Annotated in this window: 18 protein-coding genes and 1 tRNA gene; 11 read left to right on the plus strand and 8 right to left on the minus strand. The window is 66.4% G+C overall.

Annotated elements, in window-relative coordinates:
* Window positions 1–6 precede the first annotated feature (6 nt).
* Window positions 7–141 carry a transposase gene (locus Q8Q53_RS12120; protein WP_371136554.1) on the plus strand — a complete coding sequence of 45 codons (135 nt, stop codon included), beginning with the start codon at window positions 7–9 and terminating at the stop codon, window positions 139–141.
* A gap of 371 nt (window positions 142–512) precedes the next feature.
* Here Q8Q53_RS12120 and Q8Q53_RS12125 read toward each other — a convergent pair whose 3' ends face one another.
* On the minus strand, window positions 513–3,032 hold the full coding sequence (locus tag Q8Q53_RS12125; protein ID WP_305702034.1) for an ABC transporter permease: 2,520 nt from the start codon (window positions 3,030–3,032) through the stop codon (window positions 513–515).
* Complete coding sequence (locus Q8Q53_RS12130) at window positions 3,029–3,718, minus strand: ABC transporter ATP-binding protein (protein ID WP_305702035.1); 690 nt, start codon at window positions 3,716–3,718, stop codon at window positions 3,029–3,031. The genes Q8Q53_RS12125 and Q8Q53_RS12130 overlap by 4 nt, the downstream gene beginning before the upstream one ends.
* Before the next feature lie 48 nt (window positions 3,719–3,766).
* Here Q8Q53_RS12130 and Q8Q53_RS12135 point away from each other — a divergent pair, with 48 nt between their 5' ends.
* The gene (locus Q8Q53_RS12135; protein ID WP_305702036.1) at window positions 3,767–4,477 is read left to right on the plus strand and encodes an arylesterase; all 711 of its coding nucleotides are present in this window, start codon (window positions 3,767–3,769) and stop codon (window positions 4,475–4,477) included.
* 107 nt (window positions 4,478–4,584) lie between these two features.
* On the opposite strand, the gene recF is transcribed toward Q8Q53_RS12135, so the two are convergent.
* Window positions 4,585–5,655, minus strand: a complete 1,071-nt coding sequence (gene recF / locus Q8Q53_RS12140; RefSeq protein WP_305702136.1) for a DNA replication/repair protein RecF — start codon at window positions 5,653–5,655, stop codon at window positions 4,585–4,587.
* A gap of 220 nt (window positions 5,656–5,875) precedes the next feature.
* On the opposite strand from recF, the gene Q8Q53_RS12145 reads away from it, so the two are divergent.
* A complete protein-coding gene (locus Q8Q53_RS12145; RefSeq protein ID WP_305702037.1) occupies window positions 5,876–6,022 on the plus strand; it encodes a hypothetical protein in 147 nt (48 codons plus the stop codon).
* A complete protein-coding gene (locus Q8Q53_RS12150; protein WP_305702038.1) occupies window positions 6,019–6,231 on the plus strand; it encodes a PspC domain-containing protein in 213 nt (70 codons plus the stop codon). Before Q8Q53_RS12145 ends, Q8Q53_RS12150 begins: the two co-directional genes overlap by 4 nt.
* A 51-nt stretch (window positions 6,232–6,282) precedes the next feature.
* On the opposite strand, the gene Q8Q53_RS12155 is transcribed toward Q8Q53_RS12150, so the two are convergent.
* Entirely contained in the window at window positions 6,283–7,005 is a 723-nt protein-coding gene (locus tag Q8Q53_RS12155; protein WP_305702039.1) for a queuosine precursor transporter, read from the minus strand.
* Window positions 7,006–7,066: 61 nt separating this feature from the next.
* On the opposite strand from Q8Q53_RS12155, the gene Q8Q53_RS12160 reads away from it, so the two are divergent.
* Window positions 7,067–7,143: transfer RNA gene (locus tag Q8Q53_RS12160), tRNA-Arg, on the plus strand.
* A 14-nt stretch (window positions 7,144–7,157) separates the two neighbouring features.
* Here Q8Q53_RS12160 and Q8Q53_RS12165 read toward each other — a convergent pair.
* Together Q8Q53_RS12165 and Q8Q53_RS12170 are read right to left on the minus strand one after the other, a co-directional pair.
* Complete coding sequence (locus Q8Q53_RS12165; RefSeq protein WP_371136552.1) at window positions 7,158–8,477, minus strand: MFS transporter; 1,320 nt, start codon at window positions 8,475–8,477, stop codon at window positions 7,158–7,160.
* A 52-nt stretch (window positions 8,478–8,529) separates the two neighbouring features.
* Window positions 8,530–9,312 carry a 2-keto-4-pentenoate hydratase gene (locus Q8Q53_RS12170; RefSeq protein ID WP_305702040.1) on the minus strand — a complete coding sequence of 261 codons (783 nt, stop codon included), beginning with the start codon at window positions 9,310–9,312 and terminating at the stop codon, window positions 8,530–8,532.
* A 350-nt stretch (window positions 9,313–9,662) separates the two neighbouring features.
* On the opposite strand from Q8Q53_RS12170, the gene Q8Q53_RS12175 reads away from it, so the two are divergent.
* From Q8Q53_RS12175 to Q8Q53_RS12195, 5 genes are all read left to right on the plus strand, one after another.
* On the plus strand, window positions 9,663–10,691 hold the full coding sequence (locus Q8Q53_RS12175) for a LacI family DNA-binding transcriptional regulator (protein ID WP_305702041.1): 1,029 nt from the start codon (window positions 9,663–9,665) through the stop codon (window positions 10,689–10,691).
* A gap of 109 nt (window positions 10,692–10,800) precedes the next feature.
* Entirely contained in the window at window positions 10,801–11,637 is an 837-nt protein-coding gene (gene kduI / locus Q8Q53_RS12180; protein WP_305702042.1) for a 5-dehydro-4-deoxy-D-glucuronate isomerase, read from the plus strand.
* A gap of 6 nt (window positions 11,638–11,643) precedes the next feature.
* The gene (kduD, locus tag Q8Q53_RS12185; RefSeq protein ID WP_305702043.1) at window positions 11,644–12,399 is read left to right on the plus strand and encodes a 2-dehydro-3-deoxy-D-gluconate 5-dehydrogenase KduD; all 756 of its coding nucleotides are present in this window, start codon (window positions 11,644–11,646) and stop codon (window positions 12,397–12,399) included.
* A gap of 9 nt (window positions 12,400–12,408) precedes the next feature.
* Window positions 12,409–13,413, plus strand: coding sequence for a sugar kinase (locus Q8Q53_RS12190; protein ID WP_305702044.1), 1,005 nt, complete (start codon window positions 12,409–12,411; stop codon window positions 13,411–13,413).
* On the plus strand, window positions 13,400–14,920 hold the full coding sequence (locus Q8Q53_RS12195) for a carboxylesterase/lipase family protein (RefSeq protein ID WP_371136555.1): 1,521 nt from the start codon (window positions 13,400–13,402) through the stop codon (window positions 14,918–14,920). Before Q8Q53_RS12190 ends, Q8Q53_RS12195 begins: the two co-directional genes overlap by 14 nt.
* Before the next feature lie 56 nt (window positions 14,921–14,976).
* Here Q8Q53_RS12195 and Q8Q53_RS12200 read toward each other — a convergent pair whose 3' ends face one another.
* Window positions 14,977–15,363, minus strand: coding sequence for a cupin domain-containing protein (locus Q8Q53_RS12200; protein WP_305702046.1), 387 nt, complete (start codon window positions 15,361–15,363; stop codon window positions 14,977–14,979).
* Window positions 15,360–16,703, minus strand: a complete 1,344-nt coding sequence (locus Q8Q53_RS12205) for a polysaccharide lyase family 1 protein (RefSeq protein WP_305702047.1) — start codon at window positions 16,701–16,703, stop codon at window positions 15,360–15,362. The genes Q8Q53_RS12200 and Q8Q53_RS12205 overlap by 4 nt, the downstream gene beginning before the upstream one ends.
* Before the next feature lie 216 nt (window positions 16,704–16,919).
* Here Q8Q53_RS12205 and Q8Q53_RS12210 point away from each other — a divergent pair, with 216 nt between their 5' ends.
* On the plus strand, window positions 16,920–19,754 hold the full coding sequence (locus Q8Q53_RS12210; RefSeq protein WP_305702048.1) for a TonB-dependent receptor: 2,835 nt from the start codon (window positions 16,920–16,922) through the stop codon (window positions 19,752–19,754).
* Window positions 19,755–19,783: the final 29 nt, after the last annotated feature.

Below are 19,783 nucleotides of genomic sequence, written 5' to 3' on the forward strand. Positions count from 1 at the left end.
AATCGCATCGAGCGCATGTTTGGGCAGCTCAAGATCAACCGCGCCATCGCCACCCGATACGATCAACTGGCCAACAGCTTCCTCGGAATGGTCCATATCGCCACCGCCAGATACTGGCTCAAATTTGTCCACGCCGCCTAGTTTGCACGCTGCCCTGCCAGCAGCCGCCCTTCCGGACACGACAACATTGCAAACATGGCTTTCATTGCTTAGTGTCGGGAAAGAAAGGGTTTGATATGCTAAATCGCCTGCCGCCCCGCATTCACATGTTTGTCCGGCAAATGTTCTTTATGGCTGTTGGCGTATTTGCCGCCACCGGCGCTTTCGCAATGTATCAGGGGAGGGCGCAAGTCCCGGACCGGTGGGTGGTTCTTGGACTTACGCTTGGAGCGGCGCTTGCCGCAGTCATGCGCGACATTCCGAGCGACATTCTCCTCGCGCGAGAAACGAAGTGTGATCAAACCTGATCGTTTCCCCAACAGACCGCCGCTAACCCCGGCCAGCTAAACACCCTACAACTCCCGCAGCGCCTGTGCCGGTTTCGCGCGCAGCAGCGGGATGGAGCCGCCCAGCGCGAACAGGATCACCAGACCCAGCCCCGCGCCCAGCACGCCGAGGACCTGGCCCCAGTTCGGCAACCAGTCGAATTCGAACAGCTGGACGATCACCAGCCACGCCATCGAACTGCCCAGCACCAGCGCCACGCCTGCCAGCAGCGCCGCCAGCAGCCCGTATTCGGCCAGTTGCAGCAACAGCAGCTGGCGGCGGCTGGCGCCCAGCACCCGCAGGATCACGTTGTCATAGAGCCGGCTGGAGCGCGCCGCCGCGATGGCGCCCAGCAGCACCGCCACACCCGCCAGCACCGCCACCGATGCGGCGGCGAGGATCGCGGTGGACACTTGCGTCAGCAGTTCGCGCGCCTGACGCAGCACGTTGCCGACCTCGATCACCGAACTGGACGGGAACTGGCGGATCAGCGCTTGCAGCAGGCCGTCCTTGGGCGCGCCGGGGGGCAGGTCGATGGTTGCGGCCAGATTGTGCGGCGCGTCGGCAATCGCGTTGGGGCTGAACACCAGCACATAGTTGAAGCCCATCGTGTCCCAATCGACCCGCCGGAACGAGGCGATCCGTGCGGTGCGCTCCACCCCCAGCAGGGCGATGGTGATCTGGTCGCCCAGCTTCAGGTCGATCGCGGCGGCTAGCTCCTCGTCCACCGAGACCAGCGGTTCACCGGTGTACCCTTTGGGCCACCACTTGCCCGCGGTCAGCGTGCTGCCATCGGGCAGGCTGTCGGCATAAGTCAGCCCGCGTTCGCCGCGCAGGGGCCAGGCATCGTCAGGAATCTGCTTGAGGTCGGCCACCCGCGTCATCCGCCCTTCCGGGCCATAGGCGAGGATCGAGCCGCGCATCGAGGGGACCAGCGTCAGCTTCGATCCCGGATCGGCGGCCTCCACCGTCTGGCGGAACGCGTCGGCACGGTCCTTGGGCACGTCGAGCACGAAGTAATCCGGCGCGCGCTGAGGCACCCGCGCGGCGATGTTGGCATCGAGGCTGGTTTCCACCGCCGCCAGCAGCACGAAGGCGGAGAGGCCGAACCCCAGTGCCGTCACCAGCGCGCCGGTCTGGGCGGAGGGGCGGTGCAGGTTGGCGAGGGCAAGGCGCAGCAACGGACGCTTCGGGCGCGGCGCGCGGGCGGCGAGGGTGCGGATCGTCCAGCCGAGCAGTGCGAGCAGGCCCAGCACGGCCACTGCGCCCGCAAGGAACGTGGCCGTCACCAGCGGCTGCGCGGCGGTCAGCATCGCCAGCGCGGCAATCGCCGCCATGCCCAGCGCGACCGGCAGGAATGCCTCCCGCCGGACGGAGGGCAGGGGGGAGACCCGCGCGCGCATCAGCGCCATCGCAGGGAAGCGCCGCGCGGCCAGCAGCGGCGGCGCGGCGAACACCAGCACCACCAGCAGGCCATAAGTCACCGCGCGCAGCAGCGCGAACGGATCGAGCACGAAGCCGGGCGCGACGGGCAGCAGCTTGCCCAGCGCCTGCGTGAACAAGGGCGTCACCAGCACGCCCGCCGCAAGCCCGATCAGGCTGCCGATCAGCGCCGCCGTGCCGACTTGCAGCAGGTAAATCCGCGCGATGTCGCCGCTGGTTGCGCCCAGCACTTTGAGCGTGGCGATCGAGCCGCGCCGCGCCTCAAGATAAGATGACACCCCGCCGCCAATGCCGATTCCCGCGATCACCAGTGCGGCCAGACCGACCAGCACCAGAAACTCACCCATCCGCCCGACAAACCGCTCCGCCCCCGGCGCGGCCTTGTCTCGCGTGCGATAAGTGAACCCGGCGGCGGGGTATTTCGCCTTGAGAGCGTCAACCACCGGCACCGGCTCCGCCCCGTCCGCCAGCAGGATGCGATAGCGCGCGCGGAACATCGACCCCGGCGTGGTCAGGCCCGCGCTGGCCGGGAAACCTTCGGCGACGATCACCGCCGGGCCAAGGGTAAAGCCTTCGCTCAGCCGGTCCGGCTCATCCGCGATCACCCCGCCCACGGTCAGCCGCTGGCCGCCGATCACGAAGCTCTCGCCAGCCTTCACCCCCAGCCGCGCGGCGGCATCCGGGGAGACATAGGCTGAACCCGCAGGCGGCGCGCCGGTCTGGCGGCCGTCGGCCAGCTTCAGTCGTCCGACCAGCGGCCAGGCGGTATCGACCGCTTTCAATTCCACCGGCGAGGCGAGTGAGCCATTGGTCGCCATCGCCTGCAAGCGCAGCCCGCCCGAAACCCGGCCCAGCGCATCGAGCGCGGCGCGTTCCTGCGGCGTGACGGTGCGCTGCCACACCTCAACCTGCAAATCGCCGCCAAGGATCGATTTGCCGCGCGATTTGAGTTCGCTTTCAATCGCCCCGGTCAGAGTGCCGATCGCGGCGAGCGCGCCGACCCCCAGAAACAGGCAGACCAGCAGCAGCCGCAGCCCCCGGAATCGGGCGGACAGATCGCGCCGGGCAATCGCCCACGCTGTGCGCCAGGGCAGGGTGGTCATGCTGCCGTATCGCTGGCGATGCGCCCGTCGGCCAGCGTGATGACCCGTTCGCAGCGTTGCGCCAGCGCCGCGTCATGGGTGATGATCACCAGCGTCGCGCCGGTTTCGGCGCGGCGGGCGAACAGCAGGTCCATGATCGCCGCGCCGGTCGCGGCGTCGAGGTTGCCGGTCGGCTCATCGGCAAAGACCAGCGGCGGACGCGGGGCGAGCGCACGGGCAATCGCCACGCGCTGCTGTTCACCGCCCGACAGCTGCGCCGGGTAATGGTTCAGCCGGTGGCCCAGCCCGACGGCGACCAGTTCCTGCTGCGCGCGTTCGCGCGCGTCGTCCATCCCGGCCAGCTCCAGCGGGGTCATCACGTTTTCCAGCGCGGTCATGGTCGGCAGCAGGTGAAACGCCTGGAGCACGATCCCGATCCGCCCGCGCCGCGCTGCGGCGAGTGCGTCCTCGTCCAGCGCGGCGAAATCCGCGCTGGCCACTTCCAGCGCGCCGGACGAGGCCCGCTCCAGCCCGGACAGCACCGCCATCAGCGAGCTTTTGCCCGAACCCGATGGGCCGAGCAGCGCGAGCGTCTGGCCCAGCGGCACCGACAGGTCGATTCCGCGCAGGATTTCGACCGCGCTGTCGCCCTGGCCGAGCGCAAGTTTGAGATTGGCGGCGCGGATTGCCGTCTGGGGGCTTGTCACAGGGTCAGGAAGCCATAGCTAGAGGGGGAAATATCAAGGATTACCCGCATGAAATGGAATTGGCTGGCCCAAGTTGCAACCCCCGTGGCGCTGGCCTTTGTATTGGGGGCCTGCGGGCAGGGCGCTCCCGCCCCGGCGCCGACTGAATTCGCCGCTGCCAAAGCCCTGCCGGAACTGCCGGTGATGGGGCCGCAAGTGCAGGTGCTGGCGCTGGGTGACAGCCTGTTCGCGGGCTATGGGCTGGAGCCGGGGGAAAGCTATCCCGCCCGGCTGGAAGCGGCCTTGCGCGCGCGCGGAATCAATGCGCAGATCATGAATGCCGGGGTTTCGGGCGATACCACCGCGGGCGGATTGCAGCGGCTGGACTTCACGCTCTCTTCGATGAAGACCCCGCCCGCGCTGGCGATCATCAGTCTGGGCGGCAACGATATGCTGCGCGCGCTGCCGCCCGAGCAGACCCGTCAGAACCTTGACGCGATCCTGACCACACTGGGGCAGCGCAAGGTCAAGGTCGTGCTGCTGGGGATGCTGTCCCCGCCCAATCTGGGGACGGATTACCGCAAGGAATTCGACGCGATCTATCCGGCGCTGGCGAAGAAGCATGGGGCCACACTCGTCCCGTTCTTCCTGCAACCGCTGATGGACAAGCCCGATCTGATCCAGGCGGACCGGATCCATCCGACGCTGCCGGGGATCGACCTGCTGGTTGGGTCGACCGTGGAGCAGGTGGCCGGGGCGGTGCCGAAACCGAAGGGGTAGGGGAACCTCATCCCTCCCTCACCGTTCGTTTCGAGCGAAGTCGAGACACGTTCGCGCCCAGTGTCTCGACTTCGCTCGACACGAGCGGAGGTTGGGTGTGAACGCCCTTAAACCCGCTCTGCCAGTCCATCACTGACACGCCAGATCGCAGCCTCACCGGCAATCGCTGCGAACGGGGGCAGCTCGGTGCCGGTCAGCCAGACTTGGGCGCTGCCCTGATGCAGGCGCTCGAACAGTGCGGCACGGCGCAACGGATCGAGGTGCGCGGCGACTTCATCCAGCAGCAGCAGGCCGGGGCGATCCGGGCTGAGCAGGCCAGCGTGGGCCAGCGTGATCGCGATCAGCATCGCCTTTTGCTCACCGGTTGAGCATTCCGCCGCCGGTTGATCCTTGCCCGCCATCATCACCCCCAACTCATCGCGGTGCGGGCCGGTCAGGGTGCGCTGGGCGGCGCGGTCGCGGCGGCGGGTGAGGGACAGCTCGGCGGCAAGTTCGCCTGCCTCCAGCGGCCCGCCCGACTGATACTGCAGCACGGGGCGCGCGAACGGGGCTTCGGGCAGGGCGTCCAGCGCATCGGCCAGCCGCGCGACCAGCCGCACGCGGGCCTGCGCGACGGCGGCTCCGGCCTCGGCCAGTTGCAGTTCCAGCGCGTCCAGCCACTGCGGGTCGGGTTCTTGCTGCTCGCCCAGCAGCCGGTTGCGTTCGCGTAAAGCGCCTTCCAGCTTGGCGGCGTTCCGTGCGTGGCCGGGTTCCAGCGCCAGCACCAGCCGGTCAAGGAACCGCCGCCGCGCGCCCGCGCCTTCGGCGAACAGGCGGTCCATCGCCGGGGTCAGCCAGCCGATGCTGAGCCATTCGCCCAGCCGCACCGCCGGGGCTTCCGCGCCGTTGACCTGGACCACGCGCCGCGCTGGCTTGTCCGCCCGCGCGCCAGTGCCGATCTGCACGCCGCCGGTCAGTTCGGCACCCACCGCGAACCCGCCCGCCCCGTGATTGGCCGGAATGTCGACCAGCGCGGCACGGCGCAGGCCCCGGCCGGGGGCGAGCAGCGAGAGTGCCTCCAGCACGTTGGTCTTGCCCGCGCCGTTATCGCCGACCAGCAGGTTGAACTGCGCAGCCCCGTCCAGCCGCGTGGCGCGGTGGTTGCGAAAATCGGTCAGGGTGATGCGGGCCAGCGCCATGTCCGCGCGATAGTCTGCCGTCCCCTGCGCTGTCACGCAAAAGCCGGTTCCTGAAAGTTGGGAAATTTCGCCAACTGTTTAGAATGGTGGATGCGCGATTGTCCAACGTCTGATGCAGGAATGGCAGATTTCCGCCATTTCCTCAGTTTGGCACGGGCCCTGCAATAACTCTGGCATCGCGGCACACGCCGCCAAACAGTTCAGACAGAGGGAAATACTTATGACCACCTTGACCCAGATCGGCAGCCGGATCGCCGCAGCTGCCTCCGCCCTGACGCTTTCGCTGGTGCTGATCAGCGGCACCGTCTCCGTCCCGTCCACCGCCCAGGCGCACGGCGCTTCGGCTTATGTGAGTGTTATCGCATGACCCAGCTTGACCATTCACGCTCCGCCTCTGCCGCCAAGTCGTTCCGCCTCAACAAGACCAATGCCAAGTTCATGGGCGTGAGCGCCGGGATTGCCGATTACTTCGGCGTCGACGTGACGCTGGTTCGGCTGGCCTGGGTGGTCGGCACGCTGGTCGGCTTCGGCTCGCTGCTGCTGATCTACCTCGCGATCGGCCTGATCGCAGATTGATGAAGCGCCACGCGGCCCCGTCCACCCGGACGGGGCCGAAAGCGCGCAAAATCAAACCGAATCAGTTTTCGCGAAGGGCGAGAAATCAATCCCTTCGTCGAACACGTCCACGCCCTCGCGCGCCTTGAACCAGCCGACCACGGCGTACGTCACCGGCGTCAGCAGCGCTTCCCACAGCACTTTCAGCAGCCAGTTGGTGACCATCACCATCAGCACCTGCTCGGTCGACCAGATGCCCAGGAACGCGACCGGATAGAAGATCAGGCTGTCCACCGCCTGCCCGAAAAAGGTGGACCCGATGGTCCGCGCCCACAGCTTGCTGCCGCCGGTCCAGATCTTCATCTTGGCCATGACAAAGCTGTTGACGAATTCCCCCGCCCAGAACGCCAGGATCGATGCGGCGACGATCCGCCAGGTGCTGCCGAACACGCTTTCATAGGCCGCTTGCCCGCCCCAGTCGGCGGCAGGCGGCATCGCCACGACGACATAGCTCATCAGCGCCATGAAGATCATCGCGGCAAAACCCATCCACACGCAGCGCCGGGCGTTGGCATAGCCGTAAACCTCGGTCAGCACGTCGCCCAGCACATAGGACAGCGGGAAGAACAGGATGCCCGCGCCAAAGGTGAAGCCCTCGATCGTGGCCAGCTTGCTCGCCCCGATCAGGTTCGACAGCAGCAGGATCGCGACGAACGCCGCCATCAGATAGTCGAAATAGCGGAAATGGCGGCGTGCGCCGGTGGTGCCGTCGATGCGGGAAAGCTGGGTGCTCATCGTGCGAACGCTAGCGCCGTTTGCACGGCGCGCAAAGCCCGACTATGAGCACCCCCGGCGCGCGCCCGTAGCTCAGCTGGATAGAGCGCGAGACTTCTAATCTTGAGGCCGCAGGTTCGACCCCTGCCGGGCGCGCCAAAGTTTTGTTGCCCTCAGACCTGTTCCACTTTCGTCAGCCTTGGCGACAGCAGGTGGATCGCCAGCACCGCGATGAAATAGACCGTGGTGCAGGCCATGAAGATCACGGTGTAGTTGCCGCCGGTCGCATCCAGCACCAGCCCGGTCGACTTGGCCATGATCATGCCGCCGATACCGCCCGCAAAGCCGCCCAGGCCGATCACCGATCCGACCGCGCGCTTGGGAAACATGTCGGGCGGGATCGACAGCAGGTTGGATGAGAACGACTGGTGCCCGGCCAGCGCGATCCCGATCAGCACCACTGCCAGCCACATGTTTTCCAGCCCCGATACAAACAGCAGCGGCAGCACGCAGAAGCCCGACACCAGCAGCGCCACCTTGCGCGCGTAATTGGCGGTGCGCCCGCGCTGGATCAGCTTGGACGACAGCCACCCGCCCGCGATGCTGCCGACGTCCGACAGCAGATACATGATGATCATCGGCAGCAGCACGATCTTGAGATCGACGTTGTAGGTCGCGGCGAAATACTTCGGCAGCCAGAACAGCATCAGGAACCAGACCGGATCGGTCAGGAACTTGGCCGTCGCAAAGGCCCAGGCCTCGCGCTTGGTGACGATCCGGCTCCAGCCGATCTGCTGGATCTTTTCGGGCGGATCATGCTCGATCCAGGCAAGCTCGGCCTCGCTGACGTTGCCGCTCTGGCGCGGGTTGGAATAGAACCACCACCACAGGCCCAGCAGCACGACCCCGAACAGGCCCGACCAGATAAACGTCTCACGCCAGCCCAGCCCCAGCGTGTTGAGGAACAGCGCCAGCGTCGGCGCGGTCAGGATCACGCCGATGGTGGTGCCGGAATTGACCCAGCCGATCGCCAGCGCGCGTTCCTTTTGCGGGAACCATTCGCTGCTGGCGCGCACGACTGCGGGGAAATGCCCGGCCTCGCCCACCCCCAGCACCACCCGCGCGGCCATGAACGAGGCGACCGACGAGGCGAACCCGTGGGCGACGTGGCCGATGGTCCAGATCGTGATCGCGATGGCATAGCCGACTTTCGGCCCGAACCGGTCGATCAGCCAGCCCATCAGCAGGAACCCCAGCGCATAAGCCGCCTGAAATGCCGTGACGATGTTGCCGTAATCGTCCTCGGTCCAACCCAGTTCCTTGCCCAGCGACGGGGCGAGCAGGCCCAGCATGGTCCGGTCGATGTAATTGACCGTGGTGGCGAAGAACAGCAGCGCGATGATCGCCCAGCGGTAGCGGCCGGATGGCATGACCGGTGTGGCTGGTATGACTGGTGTGGACGGGGCGGGGGGGGCAGCAGTCGGTTCGGTCATATCGCTCTCCCTGGGCGCCCGGTTGTGCCGGTCCGCCGAAACTGGATGGTGGTCAGACGCCGCGGGCGACGCCGATGGTGCAATGGACCGCGCCGTGCGGGCCGAACGTGGCGGCAACGTGCTGGCCAGTGGTCACCTGATGGACGCCGGTGATGGCCCCGGTGGAGACCCACAGCCCGGCGGATAGGTCAAACCCGCGCGCGGTCAGGTTGGCCAGCAGGAACCGCACCGCGCCATACGGCCCGTCGAGCATGGTTGCCGCGGTGGCTTCGCCCGCCAGCTGGCCGTCAACCTCGGTCCGCACGACAATCGTGCAGAGGTCCAGATCGGCCCAGTTTGGCAGTTCCCCGCCGATCACCAGCCCGGCGTTGTTGCCGAAATCGGATGCGGTCACGGTCGGGCCATCGGCGTTGATGCCGCCATAGGGGGAACTGGCGATCTCGATCCCCAGCCGCACGTCGTCGATCAGCGCGCGGGTGGCGGCGTCACCTGTGGGCAGGGTGCCATCCCAGCCCGGGGCAAGGTGCAGCAGCAATTCGGCTTCGGCAGCGGCAAACCCGCCCGCGAAGACCGGCATGGCGGGAACGTCACCGGCGGCCGCGCGGACGACGCTGTCCGCAAAGATCGGCCCGGCCAGCCGGTCGGCCCCCAGCCGCGCATCGTCCGGCGGGTTGATCCGGCCGACTTTCCACCCGGCCACCGCGCGGCCATCAAGCACAATTGCGCGGTCCTGGATGCGATAGGCCTGCGCCAGATCGGCGGGCCGATCCCCCGGATAGCTGTCCAGCACCCGCGCGCCGCGCCGGGCGGCCACGAATGCGGTTGCCACTGCCATGGCCTGTTCGGTCAAATCCATTCCCATCGTCGCCATCTGATTCCTGTTTGTGCGGTGACTAGAGGAAACCGGTGTCATTGGCAATCCTGCGCGATTTGTCGTGCGCGATTTAGCCTGCGCGATTTGTCCTGCGAGCAGCACGCCGTTTCCTTTTTGGCCAGCGGACGCAGCGCCGCCACCACTGTATCGCTCGGATCAAGGCGCAAAGTTGGCGGACGCTTGCCGTGCATCGCCGGGCCGTCTATCGGTAACCGGTGTCAGCAATTGCCTTCATGGGCGCAAGAAGGCAAAGCTGATGCGTTGGGCTGAAGTGCTGGAGCACATTGCATCAGCCGATTTAAGGGACGGGCATGGCCGGTAAGGCAAAACGCGACGCAAAGCCGACGATCAACGATGTCGCGCGGCTGTCGGGCGTATCCAAAAAAACGGTCAGCCGCGTGATCAACCGTTCGCCCCTGCTCAACCAGATGACCCGTGAAAAGGTTGAAGCGGTGATTGCCGATCTGGGTTACGTCCCCAATCCGCAGGCCCGTGCGCTGGCGCTGCGGCGCAATTTCCTGCTGGGGCTGATCCACGACAACCCGAACGCCCAGATGGTGCTGAACTTTCAGGAAGGCGTGCTGGACGCGATCAAAGACACCGAATTCGCGCTGGTCGTGCGCCCGGTGGACCGAAAATCGCCGCGCCTGCTGGACGATATCCGCGCCTTCATCGAAGTGCAGCGGCCCTACGGCGTGCTGATCCTGCCGCCGGTGTCGGAAAACGATGCGATTGCCGATTTGTGCCGTGAACTGGGCTGCAACTATGTCCGGATGGGGTCCGCCCGGCTGGACGACGCGGCGCATCTGGTCGAATCCAACGATCGGCAGGCGGTGGGCCTGGCAATCGACTATCTGGCGGACATGGGCCATCGCCGGATCGGGTTCGTGGCCGGTCCGGCAGGGTTCCGTTCGGCCAGCGAGCGTGAGGCCGGGTTTGACGAGGCGATGGCCCGGCTGGGGCTGGATGGCTCGGCCGGGCTGAAATCGGCGGGCAACTACACGTTCGAATCCGGCCATGCCGCCGCCGTCCGGTTGCTGGACAACAGCCCGCGCCCGACCGCGATTTTCGCCAGCAACGATGAAATGGCCGCCGGGGTGCTGCACGCCGCGCGTGAACGCGGGATCACCGTGCCGGATGAACTGTCGATCGTCGGGTTCGACGATACCTCGATCGCGGCCCATATCTGGCCGCCGCTGAGCACAGTGCGCTGGCCGATTGCCAGCATGGCGCGGTCCGCCGCGCTGAAGCTGGTCGATCCTGCGGCGGCGGACGATCAGCCCTCGCTGTTCCTGTCCGACCTGATCCCGCGCGCTTCCGCCGCGCCTCCGCCAGCCTGAATCCCCTTTGCGGGAGTTTGCGGGAGCCGCGTCGGGCCAGTCATTGACACCGGTTACCATGGCAAGGTAAGACTGGCTCAAACGAACGCCCAAACGGGGAGAGACCAGCGTGTTTGCCAAGACCTACCATGCCACCCATCCGGACATGATGGACTGTGTTTCGAACGATGAACTGCGCGACCGCTATCTGGTCACAGACATGTTCCAGCCGGGCCAGGTGACGCTGAACTACAGCCACAACGAACGCTTCGTGATCGGCGGCGCGGTCCCGGGGACCGAGCCGCTGAAGCTGCCGCTCCAGACCGCACCGGCCAGCGCGGCGGGCCACACCTTCCTGGAACGCCGCGAACTGGCGGCGGTGAATATCGGCACGGCGGGCGCGATCACGGTCGATGGTCAGCGCTTCGAAATGGGCAACAAGGAATGCCTCTATATCCCGATGGGATCGCAGGACGTGACCTTCGAAGGGGCCGGCGCGCGGTTCTACCTCGCCTCGGTTCCGGCGCACAAGGCGTGCCCGGTCAGGCATATCACGCTGGCGCAGGCGAACCCGCTGGCGCGCGGCGATCTGGCCAATTCGAACCAGCGCACGATCTATCAGCTGGTCATCCCCGGCGTGTGCGAAAGCGCGCAACTGCTGCTGGGGTTGACCGTGCTGGAAGAAGGCAGCGTGTGGAACACGATGCCGCCGCACCTGCATGACCGCCGCAGCGAGATCTACCTCTACTTCGACATGGCCGAACCGACCGACCGGGTGTTCCATTACATGGGCGAACCGGATTCGATGCGGCACCTGGTAATCGGGAACGAGGAAGCCGTGATCAGCCCGCCGTGGTCGATCCACATGGGTTCGGGCACCAGGAAGTATGCGTTCATCTGGGCGATGGGCGGGGAAAACCTCGACTACACCGACATGAACGTCCTCGACATCTGCCAGCTGAAGTAAGCGGCCATGGCAATCTCGTTTGATCTGACGGGCAAGGTGGCGCTGGTCACCGGGGCCAACACCGGCATCGGGCAGGCAATTGCGGTCGCGCTCGCCGGGGCCGGGGCAGATGTCGCGCTGGCTGGCCGGTCAGAGCCAGCGGAAACACTCGATCTGATTGCAGGAACTGGCCGTAAAGCATTGAATATCAGGGCTGATCTTTCCTCGATCGAACCGGTCGGGCGAATCGTCGCTGAAGTCGTTTCCGGGCTGGGCCGGATCGACATTCTGGTCAACAACGCCGGTATCATCCGCCGCAACGACCTTGCCGAATTTACCGAGGAAGACTGGGATGCGGTGATCGACACCAATCTCAAATCGCTGTTCTTCCTCAGTCAGGCCGCAGCCCGTCCGATGGCCGCGCAAGGCAGCGGCAAGATCATCAACATCGCCTCGCTGCTCAGCTTCCAGGGCGGCATCCGCGTCCCCAGCTATGCCGCCGCCAAATCGGGCGTTGCAGGCGTGACCAAGGCGATGGCGAACGAACTCGCGGCGCGGGGCGTGCAGGTCAACGCCATCGCGCCGGGCTATATCGCCACCAACAACACCGCCGCGCTGCAAGCGGACGAAACCCGCAATCGCCAGATCGTGGAGCGCATCCCGACCGGTCGCTGGGGCAGCCCGGATGACATCGCGGGGGCAGCCGTGTTCCTCGCCTCTGCGGCAGCGGACTATGTCACCGGCCACGTTCTGGCGGTCGACGGCGGCTGGCTGGCGCGGTAACGTCAGGCCATGACCGTTACCTGCTTTGGCGAACTGCTGCTGCGCCTGACCCCGCCCGGATCGCAGCTGATGGTGCAGGCCGGCAGCCTTGACATGGTGGTCGGCGGGGCAGAGGCCAACGTCGCCGCCGCGCTGGCAGCGCTGGGGCATGACGTGCGCTTCGCCGGGCTGGTCACCGACAACCCGCTGGGCGACCGCGCAGTTGCCGCGCTGCGGTCGGCCGGGGTGGACACCCGCCATCTGGCCCGCGCGGCCGGGCGGATGGGGCTGTATTTCATGGAAGCAGGGGCGGGACCGCGCCCGTCCGCGATCACCTATGACCGCGCGGGCAGCGCCTTTGCGCTGAGCGATCCGGCCGCGATCGACTTTACCGGGGCGCTCAGCGGGACCAGCCTGCTGCACACTGGCGGGATTACCCCGGCGCTGGGGCCGAATGGTGTCATTCTGGCCCGCGCCGCGCAGGCCGCAGCGGCGGCGGCGGGCGTGCCGGTGTGTTTCGACGGCAACTACCGCGCGCAATTGTGGGACAGCTGGGCCAGTGATCCGCGCACCATCCTGCACGAACTGGTCAGCGGGGCGACAATCCTGATCGGCAATCACCGCGATATTTCGCTGCTGCTGGGCCGGACCTTTTCGGGCGACGGACCGGACCGGCGGCGTGAGGCGGCGGAAGCGGCCTTTGCGGCATTCCCGAACCTGCGTCTGATCGCCTCGACCGCGCGGCATCTGGTTACCAGCGATCACCACCGGATCACGGCGCGGGTCGATGCCCGGGACGGCGCTTACCAGACCGATGAGATCGACGTGACCGGGATTGTCGAGCGGATCGGCACCGGCGATGCCTTTGCCGCCGGGGTGCTGCACGGCTGGCTGAACGGCGGCGACGTGCGGACGATGGCCGAAACCGGGCTGGCGCTGACCGCGCTCAAGCACACCATCCCCGGCGACATGTGCCTGATCGGCCGCGCGGCGCTCGATGGCTTTTCGGCCCACGGCGGCGATGTCCGCCGCTGAGGGCTTTGGCCGCCGCGCTGTGCTGGCGGGCGGGCTGGCGGGAGCGCTGCTGACGTTATCCGGCCGGGCCGGAGCCGAATCGCCGCTGGCCGTGCAATGCGTCGGACCGGTCCGCGCACCCGACGGGCACTTTCAGCCGGACCGCTGCGAACCGATGGGTGGACGCCCGGTCTGGTCCTATCCGGGTATCCGCTATGCCCGCGCCGATCGGTTCTGCGCGCCGCAGCCGGTGCGGAGCGCGCAGCAGGTCGGCCGCTGGTTCCCGGTCAGCCCGCAGCCGGGGGATCGTTATGGCGAGCAGTCGGAGGACTGCCTGTTCCTCAACGTCTGGAAGCCCGGCAATGCGCATCCGCGCCGCCCGGTGATGGTCTATTTCCATGGCGGGGCCTATTCGACTGGTTCGGTCAGCGATCCGCTGAACGATGGCGCGGCGCTGGCCGCGCGCGGGGATGTGGTCGTGGTGACGGTCAACCACCGGCTGAACGCGCTGGGATACCTTTATCTTGCGCGGCTGGACCCGCGCTTTCCCGATAGCGGCAATGCGGGCCAGCTCGACCTGATCTGCGCGCTGGAATGGATTCGCCGCAATATCGCGGCGTTCGGCGGCGATCCGGATAACGTCACGGTGTTCGGCCAGTCTGGCGGCGGCGCGAAAATCGCGACGCTGATGGCGATGCCCGCCGCCAAAGGCCTGTTCCACAAGGCGATCACGATGAGCGGCCAGCAGGTTACCGCCAGCGGGCCGCTCAACGCCACCCGGCGCGCAGCAGCGGTGCTGGCCAGGCTGGGCGGGGCGGATCCGGCGGCGGTGCCGGTCGGGCAGCTGCTCGCGGCGCTGTCTGCCACCGACCCGGTGCTGGGCGGGGGCGTTTACATGGGGCCGGTGCTGGATATGCGCCACCTTCACCGCCACCCGTTCTGGCCCGATGCTGCGCCGCAGGGGAACGCGATTCCCCTGTTGCTGGGCAACACCGTCGCTGAAACCCGCGCGTTCTATCCGGCGGATGGCCGGGTGCTGGGCGGGTTGGACTTTGGCAATCTGGCGGCGCGGATTGCGCCGGAAATGCGGATTGATGCCCACCCGGAATGGGTCGCGGCGCAGTTTCGCGCGCGCTATCCGGCGGATACGGCAGAGCAGCTGTTCCACCGCATCGTCACCGCCGCGCGCAGCTGGCGCGGGCAAGTGATCGAGGCGGAATTGCGCGCGCGGGCCGGGGCTGCGGCCCACGTCTATCAGCTCGATTTCGAAGATGCGGCACATACCGACGATATCGCCCTGGCATTCGGGACCGCGCCCAGCCCGACGCCGGCCCAGGCCGCGATGAGCGCGCGGGTGATGGACGCCTTCGTCCGGTTCGCCCGCACCGGCAATCCGGGTTGGCCAGCGTATGACCTCAAGGCGCGCAAGACGATGGTGTTTGACCGCGCATCGCGCGTGGTCAGCGATCCGCGCCAGTGGGAGCGCGAGCTGTTCGCGCCGGTGCCCTATATCCAGCCGGGCAGCTGAGGCGCGGGTGCTTCCCCTTCGTCAGTCCGGGACCAGCCCGGGATGACCACAGGATGTCAGGGGTTGGGATAGCTGATGATCAACGACAGCGGCTTGTTGCGCAGCTGCCGGATGCCCACGACCGCACCCTTGTAGAGGTAGGCCGCCATGCCGGGTTTCAGCACCGCCCGCTGCCCGTCGGAGATCACTTCACCGGTACCGGACAGCACGTAATAGACCTCGTCATGCGCAATCGGGTGTTCGCCAATCGCCGCGCCCTTGTGCAGCACGCGGCGGCGGAACTCCATCGCGCGGGGCTGGGGGACGGCATCGGATATCCGGAACGCGGTGGACATGCCGATGGCGCCGTGGGGCGGGGCTTCCCGCCGCATCGTGTCGCGCTCATCGATGACGGCCATCGGCGGCGCGGCAGAGAGCAGCAGCAGGGCGGCGGCGATGCTCATTGGCCGCGCATCTGGGTGTCGCGGGGTGACAGGTGCTCTTGCGCGCCGGGCTTCTGGCCGGGATAGAGTCCGGATTTGGGCGTCAGGGTATCAAGGTTCCAGTCTGCTGCCACAAACGCGGCGCGCGTGGGGGCGGGGCGGGGGTAGCCAGTGCCGACTTCGTGTTCGTCGTCGATGATGTCACCGCGTCCTTCGGCAACGAAGAACAGCACGCGAATATCGTCCGGCGCACGGTCCCACGGGCGCGCGCCGCCGGTGCGCAGCAGGCTCGTTTCCACTTCACCGGCGGGCAGGATGTCATAGCCCGTGATGCTCGCCAGCGGCCTTTTGGCACGGATCAGCTTGGCACGGGTTTCGCCATAGCGGCCAAATTCCGGAAGCGGCCGACCATGCCGATCGACCGTGCGGTTGTCCCGCCCGTAATAGGCCAGGTCACCATCGCCGCCCAGCATCAGGAACGGCAGGTCGGGGTTGGTATCGTTCCCGCCGCGCATCACGTTGCCGACCGCCGTGATTTCTCCGGTGACATAGGGCTGGCCCAGCCATTCCAGATTCATCAGGTTGTAATGCACCGCGCGGTGGCCGGGGTTGTAGATCAGGTTGTTGATCATCAGCACTTGCGCGCCGCCCTTGACCAGCGGTGACCGTTCGACGTTGTGCGCCCAGATATTGCGGTAGAACACGATGCCCGTGGCGTTGTCATGCACCAGCGAGCCCTTGGAATGTTCGCCCTTGGGGTGGCTGGCAAACGCCAGACCTTCCGCGGCCAGGTTGCCCCGGAACAGGATGTTGTGGCTGGTGCCCTTGCGCCATTCGGCCACTGTCCTGCCGGTAAAGCGCGGGCCGGACGCGGACATGTTCTCGTCGATTCCCCACAGGAAGCTGCAGTTTTCGACGATTACGTTGTGCGCGGCGACGGTGGACAGCGCATCGGCTTCCCAGCCGGACCACGCCGCTTGCCCATCGCGCCCGGTCATCACCCGCAAGTGGCTGAGGATGACATCATGCGCCTTGAGGTCGATCCCGCCGCGAATGATTGTTATGCCGGGGGATGGCGCGGTTTGTCCCGCGACGGTCAGGAACGGTTCGGTGATGGTGAGTGAGGCGCGTTCCAGATCGATCACCCCGCCAACTTCGAACACGACAATGCGCGGACCTTGTGCGTTGAGCGCAGCTTGCAGCGATCCGGGACCGTCCTTTGCCAGTGTGGTGACGCGGATGATTCGCCCGCCCGCACCGCCGCTGGTCGGCTCCACTGGCGCGGTCGATGCCGCTGCGGGGACTGCAAAAGTTTGCAGGATCAGCAGGAAAGCTGCCGTTAAATGCTGCCATGCACGCATCAGTTCTTCTCCCTTGCGCAGCTTCTTGACATGGCGGGCAGGACAGGGCAATAAAAAATGACACCGGTTACCATACCGGGACAAGCGCGGCGAAAGTCGCAGCGTCCAACGCGGCGCAATGGGAGCAGAGGTGCCAGAGGTCATGCGCGCAGCCCGCGCAACTTCCTTTGACACCGGTATCATTTGGGGGCGCCACGGGGCGTCGAGGGAGTAGAGATGCGCAAGATCAATTCCAGCCGGACGCTGCTCAAGATCGCACTGATTGCCGGGAGCGCGCTGGTCGCCCCTGCTGGTGCCTGGGCGCAGAATGCCGATGCCGCTGCCGCAGCTAATGCTCCGGCCGATGAAATCATCGTCACGGGCTTTCGCCAGTCGCTCCAGGCGGCGCTCAACGTCAAGAAGAACTCGGTTGGCGCGGTCGATGCAATCGTCGCCGAAGACATCGCCAAGTTCCCTGATCAGAACCTGGCCGAATCGCTCCAGCGCATTCCCGGCATCTCGATTTCACGCGATGCGGGCGAGGGCCGCTCGATCACCGTGCGCGGGCTGTCCAGCCAGTTCACCCGCGTGCGGGTGAACGGCATGGAAACGGTCGCCACATCGACTGACGGGGCCAGCGCGAACCGTGATCGCGCGTTCGATTTCAACGTGTTCGCGTCCGAACTGTTCAGCAGCCTGGTGGTCCACAAGACCGCCGAGGCATCGCTGGACGAAGGGTCGCTGGGTGCCGTGGTCGATCTCAACACCGGCAATCCGCTGGCGGGCAAGGCGGGCCTGTCGGGCGCGCTGTCGCTGATCGGTTCGTATAACGACCTGTCGAAGGATCTTGGCCCGCGTGCCGCTGGCCTGCTCAGCTGGCGCAACGATGCCGGAACGTTCGGCGTGGCGGTTTCGGCGGCCTACTCGAAGACCAGGACGCTGGAACTGGGCAACAACACCGTGCGCTGGGCGCAGGCCCGGTTTGACGGGGTGGATGGCACCAACTGCTACACCACGCCGAATGCTGGCGGATCCTATGTCGCCAGCGCCGCGTGCGACAAGGCCGCGCTGGCATTTCACCCGCGCATTCCGCGTTACGGCGAAGTCGCGCATGAGCGTGAACGCCTGGGCCTGACCGGATCGGTCCAGTTCTCGCCCACGGATGCCACCAGGATCTCGCTCGACGGGCTCTATTCCAAGTTTGACGCGGTGCGCGCCGAAAAGTGGGGCGAAGTCCTGCTGCGCTCGAACGAACGGTCGATCAACGTCGTCAGCCCGGTCTATGACGCCAACAACAACATGATTTCCGCCACGCTGAACGATGCGTGGGTGCGCACCGAGGCCTATCGCCGCGAAAGCAGCACCGAGTTTTACCAGATCGGAGCGAACTGGGATCAGGATGTGACCGATACCCTGCGGTTCACCCTGATGGGCGGCGTATCGAAATCGAACGCGGATATCCCGGTTGAGACCACGATCATTTTCGATGACCGCGACGCGCAGGGCTATTCCTACGACTACACCGACATGAAGCACCCCAAGCTGACGTTCGGCACCAGCGTGACCGATCCGGCCAACTTCCAGCTGGCCGAAATCCGCGACCGTCCGTCCAACGTCACCAACCGCTTCAAGACCGTGCAATTCCGGACCGAATGGGACGCGACCGAGAACCTGACGCTGAAGGCGGGCGCGGTCTGGCGCCGGTTCAGCTTCGATGCCGTCGCCTACACCCGCGATACGGCGGTGTGCGGCAACGGCGGGGTGGACCGCGTGCTCGGCACGCTGACCTGCTCACCCAGCAGCTTGTTCGGGCCGACGGCGGTGTATGGCTTCCCGGTGACCGCCGCGCTGGCGCAAAGCTTCACGATGGGCAACGCCGGTCAGCCGGCTGGCAACACCAACACCTGGCTGGTGCCCGACCTGGCCGCGACGACGGCCTTCACCAAGCTTTACAGCCGCACGGCGGCGATTGATGCGGGCAACATTCGCGGGGTCCAGGAAACCACCAAGGGCGGCTATGTGCAGGCCGACCTCAAGGGCGATCTGGGCAGCGTCGGGTTCGCGCTGAACGCGGGCGTGCGCTATGCCAAGACCGAGCAAAGCTCTTACGGGCTGGTCAGCGGCACCCAGGCGACCGTGACGCGCAGCTATGACGATTGGCTGCCGTCGGCCAACCTGGCGATCTATCCGGTCGAGAGCGTGATCCTGCGCGCGGCGGTGGCGAAGGTGATGAACCGCCCCTCGCTCGGCTCGCTGACGCCGGGCGGCTCGGCCGACGGGTTCAACTACCGCGTCACCAGCGGCAACCCGTTCCTCAAGCCGTTCCGCGCGACCAACTATGACCTGGCGGTCGAATGGTATTTCGCTCCGCAGGCGGTGCTGTCCGCCGCGTGGTTCAAGAAGGACGTCAGCAGCTTTACCCAGTCGGCCTCGATCACCGGGGCGACCTTTACCCAGACGGGCCTGCCCGCCTCGGTGCTCAACCCCAGCTCGCCTGCCGCGCTCAACCCGGCGCAGCAGTCACAGCCGATCTGGACGCTGTCCACGACGGTGAATGGTTCGGGTGCGACGCTGTCTGGTATCGAACTGGCCGCGCAGGTGCCGTTCAAGGCCTTTACCGAAGGGTTCCTGGGCAACTTCGGGATCATCGCCAACGCCACGTTCATCAGCTCGGATGCGACCTTCAACCTGCAGGGGCCGGCGATTGCGCCGGGCGGCGCGCTCCAGCCGGCGACGCTGACCAACACCCTCAGCAACGTGTCGAAGCGGGCATGGAACGGCACCCTTTACTATGACGACGGCAAACTGAGCGCGCGCGCGATGGTCAGCTATCGCGGGCGTTATCACGAAGGGGCAAGCGGCACCGGCAACCTGCTGGAAGGGTATGGCGCAACCACCAATCTCGATGCCTCGCTGCGCTACAAGCTGACCGACTGGATCGAACTGTCGGTCGAAGGCACCAACCTGCTGGATACCTATCGCTATCGCTTCACCGATTTCGATACGGACCGGAACTATGAAAACAACCACTTTGGCCGCACCATCATGTTCGGTGCGCGTCTGAAGCTGTAACCTGCCCATACCTGCCAGAACGGGAGCCG

Origin of the sequence: Novosphingobium sp. (assembly GCF_030699305.1) — a bacterium.
Classification (GTDB): Bacteria; Pseudomonadota; Alphaproteobacteria; order Sphingomonadales; family Sphingomonadaceae; genus Novosphingobium.

Excerpts from the sequence above, each read along its gene's own strand:
- Q8Q53_RS12125 (WP_305702034.1), bottom strand. The coding sequence starts at position 3,032 with ATGACCACCCTGCCCTGGCGCACAGCGTGGGCGATTGCCCGGCGCGAT.
- Q8Q53_RS12135 (WP_305702036.1), top strand. The coding sequence starts at position 3,767 with ATGAAATGGAATTGGCTGGCCCAAGTTGCAACCCCCGTGGCGCTGGCC.
- recF (WP_305702136.1), bottom strand. The coding sequence starts at position 5,655 with ATGGCGCTGGCCCGCATCACCCTGACCGATTTTCGCAACCACCGCGCC.
- Q8Q53_RS12145 (WP_305702037.1), top strand. The coding sequence starts at position 5,876 with ATGACCACCTTGACCCAGATCGGCAGCCGGATCGCCGCAGCTGCCTCC.
- Q8Q53_RS12150 (WP_305702038.1), top strand. The coding sequence starts at position 6,019 with ATGACCCAGCTTGACCATTCACGCTCCGCCTCTGCCGCCAAGTCGTTC.
- Q8Q53_RS12155 (WP_305702039.1), bottom strand. The coding sequence starts at position 7,005 with ATGAGCACCCAGCTTTCCCGCATCGACGGCACCACCGGCGCACGCCGC.
- Q8Q53_RS12165 (WP_371136552.1), bottom strand. The coding sequence starts at position 8,477 with ATGACCGAACCGACTGCTGCCCCCCCCGCCCCGTCCACACCAGTCATA.
- Q8Q53_RS12170 (WP_305702040.1), bottom strand. The coding sequence starts at position 9,312 with ATGGCAGTGGCAACCGCATTCGTGGCCGCCCGGCGCGGCGCGCGGGTG.
- Q8Q53_RS12175 (WP_305702041.1), top strand. The coding sequence starts at position 9,663 with ATGGCCGGTAAGGCAAAACGCGACGCAAAGCCGACGATCAACGATGTC.
- kduD (WP_305702043.1), top strand. The coding sequence starts at position 11,644 with ATGGCAATCTCGTTTGATCTGACGGGCAAGGTGGCGCTGGTCACCGGG.
- Q8Q53_RS12190 (WP_305702044.1), top strand. The coding sequence starts at position 12,409 with ATGACCGTTACCTGCTTTGGCGAACTGCTGCTGCGCCTGACCCCGCCC.
- Q8Q53_RS12195 (WP_371136555.1), top strand. The coding sequence starts at position 13,400 with ATGTCCGCCGCTGAGGGCTTTGGCCGCCGCGCTGTGCTGGCGGGCGGG.
- Q8Q53_RS12200 (WP_305702046.1), bottom strand. The coding sequence starts at position 15,363 with ATGAGCATCGCCGCCGCCCTGCTGCTGCTCTCTGCCGCGCCGCCGATG.
- Q8Q53_RS12205 (WP_305702047.1), bottom strand. The coding sequence starts at position 16,703 with ATGCGTGCATGGCAGCATTTAACGGCAGCTTTCCTGCTGATCCTGCAA.
- Q8Q53_RS12210 (WP_305702048.1), top strand. The coding sequence starts at position 16,920 with ATGCGCAAGATCAATTCCAGCCGGACGCTGCTCAAGATCGCACTGATT.